Origin of the sequence: Streptomyces sp. NRRL B-24484, from assembly GCF_000717715.1 — a bacterium.
GTDB lineage: Bacteria > Actinomycetota > Actinomycetes > Streptomycetales > Streptomycetaceae > Kitasatospora.
In genome coordinates, this window is the sequence record NZ_JOAI01000008.1 from 134,114 (window position 1) to 152,434 (window position 18,321).

Sequence of the window (18,321 nt, forward strand, 5' to 3'; positions counted from 1 at the left end):
TGCACACGTGAGAGAAGAAGAACCAGTGACCGCTGAAAACCGCACCGTGGTAGTCACGGGTATCGGCGCCTTCACGCCGCTGGGCGGCGACGCCGCCTCGTTCTGGGAGGGCCTGCTGGAGGGCCGTTCCGGCGTGGGCGCGCTGACCGAGGAGTGGGCCGCGGACCTGCCCGTCCGGATCGCCGCGCGCACCGCGGTGGACCCGGGCGAGGTGCTGCCCCGTCCGCTGGCCCGCAAGCTCGACCGGTCGGCCCAGTTCGCGCTGATCGCCGCCCGCGAGGCCTGGGCCGACGCGGGCTACGACACCCCGGCCACCGACGAGTCCTCCAAGCTCGCGCCCGAGCGCCTGGGCGCCGTGATCGCCTCCGGCATCGGCGGCGTGACCACCCTGCTCGACCAGTACGACGTGCTGAAGGACAAGGGCGTCCGCAAGGTCTCCCCGCACACCGTCCCGATGCTGATGCCGAACTCCCCCGCGGCCAACGTGGGCCTGGAGGTCGGCGCGCGCGCCGGCGTGCACACCCCCGTCTCCGCCTGTGCCTCCGGCGCCGAGGCGATCGGCTACGCGATCGAGATGATCCGCACCGGTCGCGCCGACGTCGTGGTGGCCGGCGGCACCGAGGCGGCGATCCACCCGCTGCCGATCGTCGCGTTCGCCAACATGATGGCGATGTCCAAGAACAACGACGAGCCGCAGCGCGCCTCGCGTCCGTACGACAAGGCCCGCGACGGCTTCGTGCTCGGCGAGGGCGCGGGCATCGTGGTGCTGGAGTCGGCCGAGCACGCGGCCGCCCGCGGTGCCCGCGTCTACTGCGAGGCCGTCGGTCAGGGCCTGTCCTCGGACGCCCACCACATCGCCCAGCCGGAGCCGACCGGCGCCGGTGTCGCCCGCGCGATCGCCGACCTGTTCGAGCGCAGCGACCTGGACAAGGCCGAGGTCGTGCACGTCAACGCGCACGCCACCTCGACCCCGCAGGGCGACACCGCCGAGGTGAAGGCGCTCGCCAAGGAGCTCGGCGAGCACCTGGAGCACGTGGCCATCTCGGCGACCAAGTCGATGACCGGCCACCTGCTGGGCGGCGCCGGCGGCATCGAGACCGTCGCGACCGTGCTGGCGCTGCACCACCGCACGGCCCCGCCGACCATCAACGTCGACGACCTGGACGACGACGTCGAGGCCGACATCGTCCGCGGCGAGCCCCGCGCGCTGCGCGCCGAGGGCCGGATCGCGGCGCTGAACAACTCCTTCGGCTTCGGCGGCCACAACGTGGTCCTGGCCTTCCGCACCGTCTGAGAATCGCTCACTCGGCACCGGTAGCGGCACACGGAAGGGGCGCGGGCAACCGCGCGGACCGGCAGGGCGAAGGCATCCGCCCTCCGGTCCGTGCGGCCCCGCGCCCCTTTCGCGTACCCGGGTGCCGGCGGGCTCAGACCACCTGGTGGAGCCAGCGGACGGGGGCGCCCTCGCCGGCGTAGCGGAAGGGTTCGAGCTCGTCGTCCCAGGGCTTGCCGAGCAGCCGGGCGAGTTCGGCCTCCAGGTCGCCGCCCTCGGTGCGGGCGCGCAGCAGCACCGCCCGCAGCCGGTCCTCGGGGATCAGGATGTCGCCGTGGATGCCGGTGACGGCGTGGAAGATGCCGAGGCTCGGGGTCGAGCTGTAGCGCTCCCCCTCCGCGCTCGCGCAGGGGTCGCTGGTGACCTCGTACCGGATGAGCTGCCAGCCGTGCAGGGCCGAGGCCAGGCGCGAGGCCGTGCCGGGCTCGCCCTGCCAGGAGAGCTCGGCACGCCAGTGCCCGGGCGCGGCGGGCTGGCGGATCCAGTCGAGGCTGACCCGCACGCCGAGCACGCCCGCGACCGCCCACTCGACGTGCGGGCACAGCGCGCGGGGCGCGGAGTGGATGTACAGGACACCACGTGTCGTCACCGGGACCTCCAGGCTGTGGACGAGGGTCGCCTTCCCCAGCTGCCTCGTGCCACCTGCCGGCAGGTACTGACTACCACCGTGAAGCTCAACTTACTCGACATTAGGTAATCAAATTGAGCAAAACGGACAAGCTTTCACCCAATGCTAGTCGAATCCCCCATGAGGTCCACCCCCTTGCAAGTGCTCTCCCCCGAACGGACCTATTCCGTCCGGACGCGCACCATCACCCTTCGCGGCGACGGCCGCTGACCCCCCGTCGGCCCCGCGCCCAGGGCGTTCTCGGCCCGCCCGGAACGCGCACCACCCCCGCGGGCGACGGCCCGCGGGGGTGGTGGTGACGGCTCGTCGGACGATCAGAGCTCGACGACCATCTTGCCGGTGTTGTCCCCGCGGAGCAGGCCGAGGAAGGCCTCCGCGGTGTTCTCGACGCCCTTGACCACGGTCTCGTCGTAGCGCAGGCTGCCGTCCTTCAGCCAGCCGGCCACCTCGGCGACGAACCGGGGCTGCAGGGCGGCGTGGTCGCGCACCAGCATGCCGCGCAGGTTCAGCCGCTTGCCGATGGCGAGGGCGAGGTTGCGCGGGCCGGCCGGCGCGGAGGTCTCGTTGTACTGGGCGATGGCGCCGCACAGGGTGACCCGGCCGTGCGGGTTGAGGGCGCCGATCGCGGCCTCCAGGTGGTCGCCGCCGACGTTGTCGAAGTAGACGTCGATGCCCTCGGGGGCGGCCGCGGCGAGCTGCTCGGCGACCGGGCCGTCCTTGTAGTTGAAGGCGGCGTCGAAGCCGTACGGGCCGGTCAGGGTGGCGACCTTCTCGGCGGAGCCGGCCGAGCCGATCACGCGGGCGGCGCCCTTGAGGCGGGCGATCTGGCCGACCAGCGAGCCGACGGCGCCGGCCGCGCCGGAGACGAAGACGGTGTCGCCCTCCTTGAAGGAGGCGACCTCCAGCAGGCCCGCGTAGGCGGTGAGGCCGGGCATGCCGAGCACGCCGAGGTAGTACGAGAGCGGGGCGAGGTCCGGGTCGACCTTGACGCTCTGCGCGGCGGGCAGGGTGGCGTACTCGCGCCAGCCGAGGCCGTGCAGCACGGCGTCGCCGACCTCGAAGCCCTCCGCCGCGGAGGCGACGACGTAACCGACCGCGCCGCCGTCCATCGGCGCGCCGATCGCGAACGGCGGGACGTAGGACTTCACGTCGTTCATCCGGCCGCGCATGTAGGGGTCGACCGAGAGGTAGGCGTTGCGGACCAGGATCTCGCCCGGGCCGGGCTGCCGGACGGGCGCCTCGACCAGGGCGAAGTCACTCGGAACGGGCCGGCCGACGGGACGCGCCGCCAGGTGCCACTCGCGGCCGGTGGTGGGGATCGTCTGCTCTGCCATTGCTGTCTCCATGGTGCATCCACCTGAAAGGTTGAGTTACTGAAGCAATCGTGGACACGAATAGTTCATGTTGTCAAATGTTCAGGTACAGTGGATGCCATGGAGACGCAGCAGCCGCCCACGGACCCGGTCACGCTGGAGGTCACCGACCTCATGGCGAACCTGGTCGGAATCTTCCACCGCGAGTACGAGGAGGCCGCCGCCGCCCGCTCGCTCACCGGCGCCCAGGCCAAGGTGCTCGCCCTGCTGCGGCGCGGGCCGATGCCGATGCGCCACATCGCGCAGACCCTGAGCTGCGAGCCGTCCAACATCACCGGCATCGTCGACCGCCTGGAGTCCCGCGGTTTCGTCACCCGCGAGGCCGACCCGCAGGACCGCCGGGTCAAGCTGGTCGCCGCCACCGGCGCGGGCACCGCCGCCTCCGTCGAGCTCCGCGAGTCGCTGCACTTCGCCCGCGAGCCGCTGGCCGCGCTCGACCCCGAGGAGCGGATCCAGCTGCGCGACCTGCTCCGCCGGATGCTGGCCGGCGCGGTGCCGCAGACCTGACGGGCGCAGCCCGACGCGAAGGGGGCGTCCCGATCGGATTCGGACCGGAAGCGGCCGTATCCGATCGGGTCCGCGTGTAACCGAACGGCCCGCCAGGCCGTCTCACTAGTGGGGGCACACAGGAGTGCCGGCCAACACCCTTCCGGGCCGGGCACGGCCGTACAGAGAGCAACTGTGTGATGAGCGACAAGAGCGGGCCGGCCGCGGCCTCCCGCGGGACGGGCCGCCGCCTGGCACGGATCGCCGGCGCCACCGCTGCCGTCCTGGTGCTGGCGACCGCCGGTGCCGGCGCCTGGTTCTACCACCGCCTGGACCAGAACATCAGCACCTTCTCCGCGGACGGCGTCGCCACCAACCGCCCGCCGGCCGGCCCCACCGCCGCGGGCGGCGGACGCCCCGTCAACATCCTGCTGCTCGGCTCGGACACCCGCTCCGACGGCAACGGCGCGCTCGGCGGCGGCGACGAGGGCGTCGGCCACTCGGACACCGCGATCCTGCTGCACGTCTACGCCGACCACCGGCACGCGGTGGGCGTCTCCGTCCCCCGCGACACCCTGGTCACCGTCCCGCCGTGCAAGCTGCCGAACGGCACCTGGACGAGCGAGCGCAGCAGCCAGATGTTCAACTCGGCCTTCACCGTCGGCCTGTACCCGCAGGGCAACCCGGCGTGCACCCAGAACACCGTGGAGGCCCTCACCGGCCTGCGGGTGGACCACACGATCGTGGTCGACTTCAAGGGCTTCGCCGCCATGACCGACGCGCTGCACGGCGTCGACGTGTGCGTGCCCAACGACGTCGACTCCTACGGCATACACCTCACCAAGGGCCGCCGGACGCTCAGCGGCCAGCAGGCGCTCGACTACGTCCGGGCCCGGCACGGCTTCGGCGACGGCTCCGACATCGGCCGGATGAAGCGCCAGCAGGCCTTCCTCTCCTCGCTCATCAAGAAGGTCCAGGGGCAGGGCTTCGACCTGACCACCCTGCTGCCGCTCGCCGACGCCGCGACCCGCTCGCTCACCGTGGACGAGGAGCTCGGCAGCGCCATGAAGCTCGCCACCTTCGCCCAGTCGCTCCAGGACATCAAGCTGGCCGACATCTCCTTCGTCACCGTGCCCTGGGAGTACGCGGGCGCCCGGGTCGCGCTCGTCCACCCGGACGTCGACACCCTCTGGGAGCTGCTCCGCCAGGACCGCACCCTGGACGGCCGGGCCACCGCCCCGGCCACCACCGCGACCCCCACCACCGCGACCCCCACCACCGCGACGCCCACCACCGCGACCCCCACCACCGCGACACCCTCCGCCCCGGCCGCCCCGACGCCGTCCGCCACCGCCGCGCCGTCCACCGGGGCCCCGGCCGGGCCGGACGCCACCGCCGCGCCGGTCACCGTGCACAACGCCTCCGGCGCCACCGGCACCGCGGGCCGGGCCGCGACGGCGCTCGCCGCGCACGGCTACCGCGAGGTCGTGGTGGGCGCCAACACCAAGGGCCGGAACACCACCACGGTCGGCTACTCCTCCGGCCACAAGGCCGCCGCCGAGCAGCTCGCCGCGCTCTACCCGGGTGCCACCGTCCGGCCCGACCCCGAGGCCGACGGGCTGGTCCTGACGCTCGGCCAGGACCACGCCTCCGGCGACACCTCGGGCCCGGTGACGCTGCCGAGCGGCATCCCCACCGGCATCTCCTCGAACACCCGGCCGGCCGACAGCGACCTCTGCGCCGACCTCAGCTTCGGCTGACCCCGCAGCCCGGCGCCGCCGCGGCGGCCGCACCGTCCGGCAGTCCGGTGACCACCAGCGTCACCCGGCTGCCGGGCGGAAGCACCGCCGTGCCGGCCAGCCCGTGGACCGCCCACAGCGCCTTGGCGACGTACCGGCGCTCCACGCCGATCCCGTGCCGCTCGCCGAAGCCGGCCGCGAACTCCTCCAGCGCGGCGGGTACCTTCCCGTACCCGCCGCCGTGGTGGCCGTGGTCGATCCGCCAGTTCGTGAAGGCGCGCCCGTACGCCGCCCGGTGCAGCGCGGTCACCTCCGCCTCCAGGTAGCCCGCGCCGCGCAGCACCGCGACGCCGAGCGCCCGCGCCCCGGGCGGCAGTCCGGCCGCGATGCCGGCCAGGGTGCCGCCGGTGCCGACCGCGCAGCAGACGGTGTCGCGCGCGCCCAGGTCGCCGAGCTCGGCCGGCAGGGCGGCGGTGCCGCGCACGGCGAGCGCGTTGGAGCCGCCCTCGGGCAGCACCAGACAGCGCCCCCAGCGCTGCGCGAGTGGCCCGCCGAGGTCGCGGACGAGCTCCCGGTAGGCGCCGCGGGTGACGAACTCCAGCTCCATCCCGTCGGCCTCGGCGGCCGCCAGTGAGGGGTTGCGCGGCCTGTCGGCGAGCTCCTCGCCGCGGACGACCCCGACCGAGGACAGCCCGAGAGCCCGGGCCGCGGCGGCGGTCGCCCGCAGGTGGGTGGAGTAGGCGCCGCCGAAGGTGACCAGCCGGGTGTGCCCCTCGGCCAGCGCGTGCTCCAGGTTGGGGGTGAGCTTGCGCCACTTGTTGCCCGGCACCGTCGGGTGCAGCAGGTCGTCGCGCTTCAGCCGGAGTTCGACGCCGGCCCGGGCCAGCACCGGGTCCCGGATCGGGGTGAGCGGGGTCGGCAGGTCGGCGGACAGCGGCATCCCGCCATGCTAGGGGCCCGCGTCAGGCCGGCCGGGTGGAGCTGAGGTGGGCGAAGACCACCACGTTGTCGGCGTAGTCGTGGGTGGCCCGGTTGTACTCGCCGGCGCAGGTGATCAGCCGCAGCTGGGCGTCCGGGGTGTCGCCGTAGACCAGCTGGTCGGGGAAGGCGTTCTTGGCGAAGGTCTGCACCGAGTCGACGGTGAAGACGGCGACCGAGCCGTCCGCGCGGGTGACCTCGACGGGGTTGCCGGGGCGCAGCACGTACAGCATGAGGAAGACGGCGGGGCCCTTGGTGGTGTCGACGTGCCCGGCGACGACGGCGGGGCCGCGTTCGCCGGGGGTCGGGCCGTCCTTGTACCAGCCGACGAGGTTGCGGTCGTCGGCCGGCGGGGCGGCGAGGCCGCCGGTCGGGGTGAGGCCGAGCTCGGTGAAGGGGGCCTCGACGAAGAGCTGCGGGATGCGCAGCTTCACCGGCTTGGAGCGGGACATCGCGGGGACGGCCGGGGCGGTCCGGGAGGGCGGTGCGGTGGGCACCGGGCTCGCACTGGCGACGGCCGCCGGGCCTCCGTCGGTGGAGGTGGGGGCGGCCGGGGTGGTCTCCACGGACTGGTACATCACGAAGACCCCGACGGCGGCGAGGCCCATCGCCCAGCGCAGCGGGCTGCGGCCCGGGTCCTTGCCCGCGGGCCGTTCACCGGTGCCGGATGTCTGCTGGCCCATGGCGGCCGCCTCTCACGGGGTGCTGCGGGTCCTGCGGATCTTCTGGGGAAGACGCGTCCGGCCGTGCCCGGCTTCCGGGGCGGGTACGGCCGGACGCGGCCGGTGGGCGGCGCGGTCCCCGGGAACGGGACGGCGCCGCGGGGGCGGTACTAGCGGATCGGGATCACGCCTCGGAGCCGCGGCGGCGGCGCAGCGCGACCGTGCCGACGCCGAGACCGCCGGCGAGCAGCGCCGCGCCGGTGGCCAGGCCGCTGCCGGAGACGGCGATCCCGCCGCCGCCGGTGTGGACGCCGCCGTGCGGGGCCTTGTCCGCCCAGGAGCCCTCGGCCTTGGTCTCCTTGCCGGAGTCCTTGCCCTCGGACTTGCCCTCGGACTTGCTCTCGGACTTGCTCTCGTAGGTCATGTCGGACGGGCTTCCGGACTTGGTGTCCGACTTCGTCCCGGCCTTGTGGTCCTCGGGGACGGACTTCTGCTCGGCGGTCGAGCCGGGTGCCTTCTCCGGGGCCTTGTCGGCGGGGGCCTGCTCCGTCCACACCCTCTGGTCGTCGCTCCCGGGACCGGTGGGCGGGTCGGCGTAGGCGGCCGGGATGGCGATGGCCAGGGCGGCGGCGCCGGCCGCTCCGGCGAAGAGGATGCGCTTGGGCAGCATGGGGGTTTCCTTCCGGCGCCTCCGTGCGACAGCCGGCCTCGGTGCCGGCGCAAGGGATCGCGGATGCGCCGTGACCACCGTGGTTCACACCCCGTCAGGCCGCCACCGCAGGTCATCGCCCGTGCGGGGGACGCGGCGGCGGACGGTCAGGGCGTCCCGCCAGCGTGCGTCGGAGTGTCGCGGCCCCGGCCGCGACGGTCCGCCCGGGGCGGGCGCTGGGCCGTTGGGGTGTAGCTGCGGGAATCGGCGCGCCATCGCTGCAGCCTCGGGCATGCATCCGTCATGCTGTCACATCATCAGATCATGTCCCGTCGGCTGTTGCTGAGCGTCGCCGGGATGGGCCTGCTCTCCGCGGCCGCGTGCCAGCTGGCCTCGCACGACGGCGGCGACGGAGCAGCACCGGGCGGCCTCCTGCCCTCCGACCCGGCCTCTCCCCCGGCGTCGTACGCGCCGCCCGCGGCCTCGTCCGCCCCCGCCGCGGCGAGCCCCGCCTCCGGGCCGGTGCCGCCGCAGCCCCGCAAGGTGAGCAACCCGCTCTTCTCGCTCGCCTCCGACGACCGGCTGGTCGCCCTCACCCTCGACGACGGCCCGGACCCGGTGCACACCCCCGTAGTCCTGTCCATCCTGGAGCAGTACCGGCTGCGCGCCACCTTCTTCCTGATCGGCGAGAACGCCGAACGGCAACCCGCCCTCGTCCGCGAGATCGCCAACCACGGCCACCACATCGCCAACCACACCTGGAGCCACCCGGACCTGCGCGGCATCACCGACGCCAGGGTCCGCGACGAACTGCTCCGCACCTCCGACCTGCTCGGGACCACCACCGGCCGGACCCCCACCTGGTTCCGCGCCCCCGGCGGCGACTGGTCGGACGCCTCCCTGCGGATCTGCGCCGAACTCGGCATGCGCCCCATGGGCTGGTCCGTCGACCCCCAGGACTGGGCCCGCCCCGGCACCTCGCTGATCACCCAGCGCGTGCTGCAGACCATCGGCCCCGGCTCGATCGTCCTCAACCACGACGGCGGCGGCGACCGCTCCCAGACGATCGCCGCCCTGCGCACCTACCTCCCCGTCCTCCTCGACGAGGGCTACCGCTTCACCGCCCCTCAATAGCGCGGACCTCAGTCCCCGTAGGCCCACATCTCCTCGAAGAGGTCCTCGGAGAGCTCCTCCACGGAGACGTACAGCTGCTCCCACTCGGCCACCGTGCGGAACGGCTCCCGCTCCAGGGCGATTCCGGCGTGCGTGCGGCCCGCGCCGACCTTGACCCGCCTGCCGTCGAGCCAATGGACGATCTTCCGGGTCTCGAAGCCCTCCGCACTGATCTCGCTGAGGACCTCCCACGGCTCGTCACCCGGTGCGTCGTCCAGGAACATCACCCGCACGAACCACCGCTGCGCAGGCCTGCCGTGCTTGCGGCGCAGCACCGCGCCGAGGCTCTGCTCCGGCCGGAAGTCGCGGTTCTCCAGGCAGCGGGGCTCCTCCGCCCGGGCAGTGCAGGACGGCCAGTCGCACGCGCTGGTACGGCACGGCCCGTCGGCCGCCACCCGAGGTCCACGACGAGTCGTTCCAGCACCCGCCGGTCCGCCTCGGCGGCCGTCCGCAGCTGCCGGAGGCGGCGGTCGGCCGGCCCCGGATCGTCCTCGGCCGCGGCGGCGACCCGCTCGTCCTCCTGCTGCCGGTCCGCCTCCGCCGCCCGGAGGTCCGCGGCCAGCGTCCCGAGTTCGTCCCACACGTACTGCGCACTGTCCAGAGCGGCCGGGAGCGGTGGCCGGCCGAACCGTGTCTCCACGCCGGCGGCCAGGATCGCCATGCCGCAGACCCGCTCCTCGAAGTCCACCGGCGGCTCGTCGAACCCGACGTGCCAGCCGGCGGCCTGCCGGTAGTCGTCGAGACCGATCAGTACGCCGTCGGGCATCTCGGAACCCGCCAGCAATGCCTGCACGACGCCTTCGACGGCGGGCACCAGCGGTGATCCGACGGCCCCGAGGAGCGGGAGCAGCCGGATCAGGCAGAAGGCCCCGTGCAGCCCGGTGCCACCTCGCACCACTCGCCCTCCCGGGAACGGCCGTCGGAACGGAACTCGCCCGCACGTTACCTGCGGAGACTCGCGGGTGACGGTCCGCCAGCCGATTCGGATCCCTGTCCGGCAGCGGGCCGGAGCGGCCTCCACGGGCGGGTGAATCCCGGCGTGGTGCGCGGCTCGCGGGCCGCGCGGTGCTCTAGAGTGGGAGTCGCCGGCTTGGGCGTTTTGCCTGGTCAGAAGCCCTTCTGGGCTGACAGGCCGTCGGGCCGGAGGTAGGGCGGGTGGGACTCGAACCCACGACCAAGGGATTATGAGTCCCCTGCTCTAACCGGCTGAGCTACCGCCCCCCGATCCGGCCTGCCGCACCGGCGCGAAGGCCCTTGCAGCAGCAGACGGCCCCTCAGGGCCGTCACCGGCAGCATAGCCGGTCGATCAGTCGGAATGCGCGCCGGGTGCGCATCCGGGTACGCCCGCGCACTCCCGCCGCGGCCGCCCGCCGCCCGTGACGCCGGCCGGCCGGCCCCGCCCGACATCTCTGGCGCGCCTGCGGAGGGTGCTGATTAGATCTTGCGGGGGGCCGCATCCGCGGCTCGGCGGCGAGGGAAGCGAGACAGGCTGATGGCAGGCAGGCGGCGCACCGGTGCCCTGGCACTGCTGCTGGCGGCCGCCGGCTGGGCGACCGCCTCCTGTTCCTGGCCCGGGGGCGGCCCCGACACCCCCGGCTCCCACCCGGCCCCCCGGGACGCAGCGACCGACCGGATCGGCGCACTCTTCCTCGGCAGCCCGGACGGCCCCCGGATGTGCACCGCGAGCGTGGTCAGCAGCCCCCGGCACAACCTGCTGGTGACCGCCGCGCACTGCGTGGAGACCCTCGACCGCGGCCGCGAGGAGGGTCTGGTCTTCGCCCCCGGCTTCCGGGACGGCCGGACCCCGCACGGCGTCTGGCCGCTCACCGGGATCACCGTCGACCAGCACTGGACGGAGTCCGAGGACCCGGAGTACGACGTGGCCTTCCTCACCGTCGCCGACGTCGACGGGCAGGGGATCGAGGACGTGCTCGGCGGCAACCGGCTCGGCACCGGCCGCGGCTTCGGCCTGCCGGTCTCCGTCACCGGCTACCCGAACGACAGCGAGGAGCCGATCACCTGCACCACCCGGACGGCCTCGCAGAGCCCCACCCAGGAGAGCTTCCGCTGCACGGGCTACAGCGTGGGCACCAGCGGCAGCCCCTGGCTCACCCAGGACGGCGCGGTGATCGGCGTGATCGGCGGCTACCAGCAGGGCGGCTACGAGGACGAGGTCTCGTACAGCGTGACCTTCGACGACCGGGTGGCCGCGCTCTACCGCCGGGCCACCGCCTGAGCCCCGGAGCCCTGGAACACCGGAGTCCTGAAGCCCGGAGCACCCGGGAAACACGAAGGCCCCCGGCTTCCCGGAGGCCTTCGCTCTGCGCTGATCACCCGGCACTGCGGGTGAAGCTCCCCCAATTGGACTCGAACCAATAACCTGCCGATTAACAGTCGGCTGCTCTGCCAATTGAGCTATGGGGGACTGCTGTTACTGCACACGATCGGGCGGCTGCAGGAGCCGTCCGGAGCTCCCCCAATTGGACTCGAACCAATAACCTGCCGATTAACAGTCGGCTGCTCTGCCAATTGAGCTATGGGGGATCGAGCTTCCGCCCCGGCCTCCGGTTCTCCCGGGCCCGCGGCGCTCGCTGCGGGTCATACATTAGCGCACTGAGGGGGGTGGTCCGCCAATCGCTTTCGCCCGGCTCCGGAGCGTCCGCCTGCGGCGCGGGCCGCCGCCCCCGCCCGGCGCGCCCCGCGCGCGGCCGTCCGCCCCTCCGGGGATGCTGGTGCCACGGCGGCGCCCCCGCCCCGCGGGCGGCTGCCGCCGGGGCGGTTCGCCGCCGGGCACGAAGGGTAGGCGCAACGCGGCAGACGACCGCGTGGAAGGGCGGAGAGCAGAGCATGTGGAAGGTCACGTTCATCGTGGGGGTCGGGGTCGGCTACGTCCTCGGCGCCAAGGCGGGCAAGCAGCGGTACGAGCAGATCGTCCGGACCGCCCAGCGGGTCTCGCAGAATCCGAAGGTCCAGGACGCCGCGGGCAAGGCCAAGCAGCAGGCGGGCGCGGTGGCCGGCAAGGCGGCCGGCGCGGTCGCGGACAAGGTCGGCGACAAGCTGCCGAACGCCGTCACCGACCGGGTCTCGGCGTTCCAGCGCAGCCACGCGACCGACGACAGTTGGGGCACCGTCCGGCCGTAGCCCAAGGACGCACACCGGACCTCCCCGGGTCCTGTACCGACTGGGCAACACTTGACGCGGCGGGCCCCGATCGGGACGCCCGCTGAGGCATGATCGCATCATGGCCATCGTTGCGGGCATCGACAGCTCCACCACTCGCACCAGGATCGTCGCGTGCGACGCCGAGACCGGCGCCGTCCTCCGGGACGGCAAGGCACCGCACCCGCTCCCGGAGGGGGCCGACGCCCGCGGCACCGAGGTGGACCCGCAGACCTGGCTGCACTCGCTCGGCGAGGCGGCCACCGGCGGCCTGCTGGAGGGCGTCACCGCGATCGGCGTCTCGGCCCAGCAGCACGGCCTGATCGGACTCGACGCCGGCGGCGTGCTCGTCCGGCCCGCACTGCTGTGGAACGACCCCCGCTCGGCCGGCGCCGCCGCCTCGCTGATCGACGCGCTCGGCGGCCCGGCCCCGTGGGTGGAGGCGATCGGCTCGGTGCCCTCCCCCACGTACACGATCGCCAAGCTGCGCTGGCTGGCCGAGTTCGAGCCGGTCTCGGCCAAGCGGATCGCCGAGGTGCTGCTGCCGCACGACTGGCTGGTCTGGCAGTTGCTCGGCCACCCCAGGCGGCGCACCACCGACCGGGGCGACGCCTCCGGCACCGGCTACTGGTCGCCCGTCACCGGCGAGTACCGGCAGGACCTGATCAAGCTCGCGCTCGGCCACGAACTGCAGGTCCCGCACGTGCTCGGGCCCGCCGAGGCCGCCGGGCACACCCCCGAGGGCCTGCTGATCTCGGCCGGCACCGGCGACAACATGGCCGCCGCCCTCGGCCTCGGGCTGCGCCCCGGCGACGCCGTGGTCTCGCTCGGCGGGAACGGCACCGTCTTCGCCGTGCACGAGCAGGCCGTGGTCGACGTCACCGGCGCCGTCTCCTCGTTCGCCGACGCCACCGGCCGCCACCTCCCGATGGCCGGCACCCTCAACGCCGCGCAGGTGCTGCGCTCGACCGCCGCGATGCTCGGCTGCGACCTGGAGGCGCTCAGCGACCTCGCCCTGCAGTCCTCCCCCGGCTCGTACGGCCTGGTGATGCTGCCCTACCTGGACGGCGAGCGGACCCCGAAACTGCCGCACGCGGCCGGCACCCTGACGGGCCTGCGGGCCGAGTCGATGGGCCCTCAGCACCTGGCCAGGGCCGCCGTCGAGGGCATGCTCTGCAACGTCGCCGAGGCGCTGGACGTGCTGCGCACGCACGGCGTCCCGGTCGGCCGGGTGTTCCTGCTGGGCGCGGTCGGGCGGCTGCCGGCCGTCCGGGAGGTGGCCCGGCAGCTGTTCGGGGTGCCGGTGCTGATCCCGCCGCCCGGCGCGCACGCGGCGCGGGGCGCCGCCCGGCAGGCCGCGTGGGCGCTGGCCGGCACCCCGGAGCCCCCGGAGTGGGAGCTGCCGGAGGTGGTCGTGCTGGCCCCGGACCCGGACCAGGACCTGCCGATCGGCAACGCGGTGCGCCAGCAGTTCAAGGCCGTCCGCGAGCAGATCCACCCGGAGACGGCGGCCGGCTGAGCGCTGCCGCCCCGTGGACCGTCGGCCGGCTCCGGTCGGTACGGGCGTCAGTCGAGGTAGGCGCGGAGCTGCTCGGCGTAGGCGTGCGCGCGGAGCTTGCCGAGGGCCTTGGACTCGATCTGCCGGATGCGCTCGCGGGTGACGCCGAACAGCGTGCCGATCTCCTCCAGGGTGCGCGGCCGGCCGTCGTCCAGTCCGTAGCGCAGCCGGGCGACCTGGCGCTCCCGCTCGCCGAGGGTGGCGAGCACGGCGTCCAGGTGCTCGCGGAGCAGCAGCAGGGCGGCGCTCTCCGCGGGCGAGGCGGCGTCGGCGTCCTCGATCAGGTCGCCGAGCGCGACGTCGTCCTCCTCGCCGACCGGGGTGTGCAGGGAGACCGGCTCCTGGGCGAGCCGCAGCACCTCGCGGACCCGCTCCTCCGGCAGCTGCACGGCCAGCCCGACCTCGGCCGCGGTGGGCTCCCGGCCGTTCTCCTGCAGCATCGTCCGCTGCACCCGCAGCACCCGGTTGATCTGCTCCACCACGTGCACCGGGACGCGGATGGTGCGGGCCTGGTCGGCCAGTGCCCGGCTCATCGCCTGGCGGATCCACCAGGTCGCGTAGGTGGAGAACTTGTAGCCCCGGGCGTAGTCGAACTTCTCGACGGCGCGGATCAGACCGAGATTGCCCTCCTGGACGAGGTCGAGCAGGGTCAGGCCGCGGCCGACGTACCGTTTGGCGACGGAGACCACCAGGCGCAGGTTCGCCTCGATCAGGCGGCGTTTGGCGATCCGTCCGATCACCACCAGGCGGTCGAGGTCGCCGGCGAGGGTGCCGTCCAGCGGTTCGCCGTCGGCGGCGGCGCGGTCGAGGGCCTCCTCGGCGAACAGGCCGGCCTCGATGCGGCAGGCCAGCTCGACCTCCTCCGCGGCGGTCAGCAGCCGGACCCTGCCGATCTCGCGCAGGTACTGGCGGAGCAGGTCGGCGGCGGGCCCGGTGGTGTCGTCGAGCGCCGGGAGGCGGGCCCCGGGGTCGGACTCCTCGGTGTCGGTCCCTTCGGCATCGGGCCGGCCGGCATCGGGCCGTCGGGCCGGTCCGGGCTCCGGGGGGCCGTCGCCGTCCGCGGGCGGGCCGGCCTCGGCGCCGGGCGGTCCGGCCTGCGGGGGCACCCTGCTCTCGGGGTCCGGCGGGCCGGCGGCGCGGTCGTGCACGGTGCCGTCGTCGCGGGCGACGGCCTGGGGCCGGCGGGCTGCTGCTAGCTCCACGGGAATCCCTTCGGGCCGCGCGCGGCAGCTGGGGGACGCCGCGCCACACGGGACTGGGATACCCACGAGTGTGGGCCGCGCCACACGCGGGGCGGCGGCATTCCTGGAGATGTACGGACAGCCGGGCCGCCGGGCCCCCCGCGAGGGGCGTTCCTAGAGGGCTGCGGAGCCGCGGGAGCGGAGTTGGTGGCCGTACTGCTGGAGGGCGTACAGCTCGCTCTGCACGGCGTTGACCTCCTCGGCGGAGGCGCGGCTGCCGAGCCGCTGGAGGTGGCCGCGGGCCTCGGTGACGCGGCGGTCGACGGCCTGCAGGCGCAGTTTGACGAGGAACTCGCCGGCGTAGATCTCGTCGGCCTTCCGGCGGGAGCGGATCGGTTCGACGGTCAGTTCCAGGACGAGGCGGCGCACCTCGTCGTCGGGGCAGGCCTCGCGGACGGCGCCGGTGAAGTCGGGCAGCGAGGCGCCGTACGCCGTGCCGCCGGCCTGGCCGATCGCCCGGCGGACGGCCTGGTACGGCGGGGTGGGGAACTCGTCCTCGCCGTACTGGTCGAACGCGGGGCTGACCAACTCGGGGTGCTGGAGGGCGAGTTTGACGAGCTCGCGCTCGACGAACTGGGCCGGGTCGCGCGGGTTCAGCCGGTAGGCGGGCGCGGCCGGGCGGACGGGCTGCGGGGCGGCCTCGGCGCGGCGGGCGCCCGGGCGGGTCCGGTCGTTCTGCTGGTTCTCGCGCTGCCAGCGGGCGAGCTGGCCGATCCGGCGGACGACGAACTGCTCGTCCAGGATGCCGAGCATGCCGGCCAGTTGGACGGCGTACTCGTGCTGGATGGAGCGGTCCTTGATCCGGACGATGATCCGGGAGGCCTCCTCCAGCGCGGCGGCGCGGCCCTCGGCGGTGTCCACCCGGTGCCGGGCGACGGCCTGGCGGAGGGCGAACTCGAAGAGCGGGACGGGGTTCTCGATCAGCTCGCGGACGGCGTCGTCGCCCTTGGCGAGGCGCAGTTCGCACGGGTCCATGCCGCCGGGGGTGATGGCGATCGAGGTGCGGGCGGCGAACTTCTGGTCGTCCTCGAAGGCCCGCAGCGCGGCCTTCTGCCCGGCCGCGTCGCCGTCGAAGGTGAAGACCGTCTCGCCCCGGTACTGCGAGGTGTCCATCAGGAAGCGGCGGATGACCTTGATGTGCTCCTCGCCGAAGGAGGTGCCGCAGGTGGCCACCGCGGTCTCCACACCAGCGAGGTGACATGCCATCACATCGGTGTAGCCCTCGACGACCACCGCCCGGCCGGACTTGGCGATCTCCTTGCGGGACAGGTCGATGCCGTACAGCACCTGGGACTTCTTGTAGAGCGGTGTCTCGGGGGTGTTGAGGTACTTGGGGCCGTTGTCGTCCTCGCGCAGCCGGCGGGCGCCGAAGCCGATGACCTCGCCGGCGGTGTCCCGGATCGGCCAGACCAGCCGGCCGCGGAAGCGGTCGATCAGGCCGCCGCGCTGGCCCTTGGAGGCCAGGCCGCCGAGCAGGATCTCCTTGTCGCTGAAGCCCTTGCCCCGCAGGTACCGGACGAGGTGCTCCCAGCCGGCCGGGGCGTAGCCGACGCCGAAGCGCTTGGCGGCCGTCTCGTCGAAGCCGCGCTCGGCGAGGAAGCGGCGGCCGATCTCGGCCTCCGGGGAGGCGAGCTGCTCCTCGTACCAGGCGGCGGCCGCCTTGTGGGCCTCGACCAGGCGGGTCCGCTCGCCCTGCTGGTGGCGCGGCGAGTAGCCGCCCTCCTCGTAGCGCAGGGTGATGCCGGCCTGGGCGGCCATCCGCTCGACGGCCTCGGCGAACGAGCAGTGCTCGATCTTCATCAGGAAGGAGATGGTGTCGCCGGCCTCGCCGCAGCCGAAGCAGTTGAAGACGCCCTTGCCGGGGTGGACGTAGAAGGAGGCGGACTTCTCGTCGTGGAAGGGGCAGACGCCCTTCAGCTGCGCACCGCCACCGTTCACGAGCTGCACGTAGTCGCCGACCACGGCGTCGATCGGCAGTGCGCTGCGCACCGCCTGCACGTCCTCGTCCCTGATCCGCCCGGCCACCCGTGAAGTGTAGGCGACCGGGCGCGACCGGCGGGGTCAGCGGTGCTGGACGAGCCTGGCGTGCAGGGCGAGGGCGGAGGCGTCGGTGAGGGTGGCGATCTGGTCGATCACGGCGCGGAGCGCGGCGCGGTCGTCCTCGGCATCCTCGTGCACGGCGGCGAAGACCGGGTCGAGGCCGTGCGGGGCGCTGCGGGTGAGGGCGTCGGCGAGCTCGGCGATCACGATCCGCTGCCGGGAGCGGAGCTGGGCCTGCTCGTCGCGCTGCATCACGTACCGGACGGCGACGGCCTTGAGCACCGCGCACTCCAGCCGGACGGGGCGCGGCACGACCAGCTCGGCGCCGTACCGGGTCAGCCGGCCGGGGCCGTAGCGGGCCCGGGTGGCCTGCTCGGCGGCCAGGCAGAACCGGCCGATGAGCTGGGAGGTGAGGTCCTTCAGCCCGGCCCGGGCGCGGGCGCTGCCGTCGTAGCTGCGCGGCCACCACTCCTGCGCCTGGAGGCGGTCGAGGGCCTCGGCGAGCTCGGCCGGGGCGGCGTCGGGCGCGTACCGTTCGGCGATCTTGAAGAGTTCGGCGCGCTCCTCGGCCGAGCGCAGCGCGTTCGGGTCGATGTGGCCGGCCTGCAGGCCGTCCTCGACGTCGTGGGTGGAGTAGGCGACGTCGTCGGACCAGTCCATCACGGTGGCCTCGAAGCACTTGCGGCCGTCCGGCGCGCCGGCCCGCATCCAGCGGAAGACCGGCAGGTCGTCGCCGTAGACGCCGTACTTGGTGGAGGACGGGTCGGTGGGATGCCGGCCGCGCGCCCACGGGTACTTGGTGGCGGCGTCGAGGGCGGCGCGGGTCAGGTTGAGGCCGACGCTGCGGCCGGGCCGGGGGGCGAGCCGGGTCGGGCTCTCGTCGGCCGGGGCGAAGCGCTTCGGTTCGAGGCGGGTGAGGATGCGCAGCGACTGGGCGTTGCCCTCGAAGCCGCCGCACTCGCGGGCGGCCTGGTCCAGGGCCTCCTCGCCGGTGTGGCCGAACGGCGGGTGGCCGATGTCGTGGGCGAGGCAGCCGGTCTCCACCAGGTCCGGGTCGCAGCCGAGGGCGGCGCCGAGCTCGCGGCCGACCTGGGCGCACTCCAGCGAGTGGGTCAGTCTCGTCCGCGGGAAGTCGCTCTGCAGCGGGGCGACCACCTGGGTGGTGCCGGCGAGCCGGCGCAGCGCGGCGGAGTGGAGCACCCGGGCGCGGTCGCGCTGGAAGGCGGTGCGGCCGGGGCGCTTGTCCGGCTCGGGCACCCAGCGGGCCTCGGCGTTCGGGTCGTACGGCGTGGTGTCGTCCAT

Annotated in this window: 17 protein-coding genes and 3 tRNA genes; 7 read left to right on the plus strand and 13 right to left on the minus strand. The window is 74.1% G+C overall.

Annotation, left to right across the window (positions count from 1 at the left end; genetic code table 11):
• Positions 1 to 25 precede the first annotated feature (25 nt).
• Positions 26 to 1,294: a beta-ketoacyl-ACP synthase II gene (gene fabF / locus IE98_RS0110045; RefSeq protein ID WP_030267570.1), complete on the plus strand. Its 1,269-nt coding sequence runs from the start codon at positions 26 to 28 to the stop codon at positions 1,292 to 1,294.
• Positions 1,295 to 1,427: 133 nt separating this feature from the next.
• Here the strand turns inward: fabF and IE98_RS0110050 are convergent, their stop codons facing one another.
• Both IE98_RS0110050 and IE98_RS0110055 read right to left on the minus strand, forming a co-directional pair.
• Positions 1,428 to 1,922 carry a DUF3145 domain-containing protein gene (locus IE98_RS0110050; protein ID WP_030267572.1) on the minus strand — a complete coding sequence of 165 codons (495 nt, stop codon included), beginning with the start codon at positions 1,920 to 1,922 and terminating at the stop codon, positions 1,428 to 1,430.
• A gap of 353 nt (positions 1,923 to 2,275) precedes the next feature.
• On the minus strand, positions 2,276 to 3,295 hold the full coding sequence (locus IE98_RS0110055; protein ID WP_030267575.1) for an NADP-dependent oxidoreductase: 1,020 nt from the start codon (positions 3,293 to 3,295) through the stop codon (positions 2,276 to 2,278).
• A 99-nt stretch (positions 3,296 to 3,394) separates the two neighbouring features.
• Here IE98_RS0110055 and IE98_RS0110060 point away from each other — a divergent pair, with 99 nt between their 5' ends.
• Both IE98_RS0110060 and IE98_RS51895 read left to right on the plus strand, forming a co-directional pair.
• On the plus strand, positions 3,395 to 3,841 hold the full coding sequence (locus tag IE98_RS0110060) for a MarR family winged helix-turn-helix transcriptional regulator (protein ID WP_030267578.1): 447 nt from the start codon (positions 3,395 to 3,397) through the stop codon (positions 3,839 to 3,841).
• Between the two features lie 179 nt (positions 3,842 to 4,020).
• A complete protein-coding gene (locus tag IE98_RS51895) occupies positions 4,021 to 5,580 on the plus strand; it encodes an LCP family protein (RefSeq protein ID WP_030267580.1) in 1,560 nt (519 codons plus the stop codon).
• Here IE98_RS51895 and IE98_RS0110070 read toward each other — a convergent pair.
• The 3 genes from IE98_RS0110070 to IE98_RS44435 form a co-directional block, all read right to left on the minus strand.
• Entirely contained in the window at positions 5,567 to 6,499 is a 933-nt protein-coding gene (locus IE98_RS0110070; RefSeq protein WP_052390355.1) for a 1-aminocyclopropane-1-carboxylate deaminase/D-cysteine desulfhydrase, read from the minus strand. The two genes, IE98_RS51895 and IE98_RS0110070, sit on opposite strands and share 14 nt — an antisense overlap.
• A gap of 22 nt (positions 6,500 to 6,521) precedes the next feature.
• Positions 6,522 to 7,220, minus strand: a complete 699-nt coding sequence (locus IE98_RS0110075) for a class F sortase (RefSeq protein ID WP_043173819.1) — start codon at positions 7,218 to 7,220, stop codon at positions 6,522 to 6,524.
• A 163-nt stretch (positions 7,221 to 7,383) separates the two neighbouring features.
• A complete protein-coding gene (locus IE98_RS44435) occupies positions 7,384 to 7,869 on the minus strand; it encodes a hypothetical protein (RefSeq protein ID WP_030267586.1) in 486 nt (161 codons plus the stop codon).
• Positions 7,870 to 8,172: 303 nt separating this feature from the next.
• Here IE98_RS44435 and IE98_RS0110085 point away from each other — a divergent pair, with 303 nt between their 5' ends.
• Positions 8,173 to 8,982 (plus strand): polysaccharide deacetylase family protein, encoded by an 810-nt coding sequence (locus IE98_RS0110085; RefSeq protein ID WP_078660894.1) that lies wholly within the window; start codon positions 8,173 to 8,175, stop codon positions 8,980 to 8,982.
• 8 nt (positions 8,983 to 8,990) lie between these two features.
• Here IE98_RS0110085 and IE98_RS0110095 read toward each other — a convergent pair whose 3' ends face one another.
• From IE98_RS0110095 to IE98_RS0110105, 3 genes are all read right to left on the minus strand, one after another.
• The gene (locus IE98_RS0110095; protein ID WP_159400871.1) at positions 8,991 to 9,245 is read right to left on the minus strand and encodes a DUF6881 domain-containing protein; all 255 of its coding nucleotides are present in this window, start codon (positions 9,243 to 9,245) and stop codon (positions 8,991 to 8,993) included.
• A complete protein-coding gene (locus tag IE98_RS0110100) occupies positions 9,245 to 9,916 on the minus strand; it encodes a hypothetical protein (RefSeq protein ID WP_159400872.1) in 672 nt (223 codons plus the stop codon). The genes IE98_RS0110095 and IE98_RS0110100 overlap by 1 nt, the downstream gene beginning before the upstream one ends.
• 252 nt (positions 9,917 to 10,168) lie before the next feature.
• Positions 10,169 to 10,242: transfer RNA gene (locus IE98_RS0110105), tRNA-Ile, on the minus strand.
• A 271-nt stretch (positions 10,243 to 10,513) separates the two neighbouring features.
• Here IE98_RS0110105 and IE98_RS0110110 point away from each other — a divergent pair.
• Positions 10,514 to 11,257: a trypsin-like serine peptidase gene (locus tag IE98_RS0110110; RefSeq protein WP_030267598.1), complete on the plus strand. Its 744-nt coding sequence runs from the start codon at positions 10,514 to 10,516 to the stop codon at positions 11,255 to 11,257.
• 116 nt (positions 11,258 to 11,373) lie between these two features.
• On the opposite strand, the gene IE98_RS0110115 is transcribed toward IE98_RS0110110, so the two are convergent.
• Together IE98_RS0110115 and IE98_RS0110120 are read right to left on the minus strand one after the other, a co-directional pair.
• Positions 11,374 to 11,446: transfer RNA gene (locus IE98_RS0110115), tRNA-Asn, on the minus strand.
• 46 nt (positions 11,447 to 11,492) lie between these two features.
• A tRNA-Asn gene (locus tag IE98_RS0110120) sits at positions 11,493 to 11,565 on the minus strand.
• 303 nt (positions 11,566 to 11,868) lie between these two features.
• Between IE98_RS0110120 and IE98_RS0110125 the strand changes: the two genes are divergently transcribed.
• Positions 11,869 to 12,162, plus strand: coding sequence for a hypothetical protein (locus IE98_RS0110125; protein ID WP_030267600.1), 294 nt, complete (start codon positions 11,869 to 11,871; stop codon positions 12,160 to 12,162).
• 100 nt (positions 12,163 to 12,262) lie between these two features.
• Entirely contained in the window at positions 12,263 to 13,699 is a 1,437-nt protein-coding gene (locus tag IE98_RS0110130) for an FGGY family carbohydrate kinase (protein WP_030267602.1), read from the plus strand.
• A 47-nt stretch (positions 13,700 to 13,746) separates the two neighbouring features.
• Here the strand turns inward: IE98_RS0110130 and IE98_RS0110135 are convergent, their stop codons facing one another.
• The 3 genes from IE98_RS0110135 to IE98_RS0110145 form a co-directional block, all read right to left on the minus strand.
• Positions 13,747 to 14,886: a sigma-70 family RNA polymerase sigma factor gene (locus tag IE98_RS0110135; protein WP_078660901.1), complete on the minus strand. Its 1,140-nt coding sequence runs from the start codon at positions 14,884 to 14,886 to the stop codon at positions 13,747 to 13,749.
• A gap of 207 nt (positions 14,887 to 15,093) precedes the next feature.
• A complete protein-coding gene (gene dnaG, locus IE98_RS0110140; RefSeq protein ID WP_030267607.1) occupies positions 15,094 to 17,004 on the minus strand; it encodes a DNA primase in 1,911 nt (636 codons plus the stop codon).
• A 36-nt stretch (positions 17,005 to 17,040) separates the two neighbouring features.
• Entirely contained in the window at positions 17,041 to 18,321 is a 1,281-nt protein-coding gene (locus IE98_RS0110145; RefSeq protein ID WP_030267608.1) for a deoxyguanosinetriphosphate triphosphohydrolase, read from the minus strand.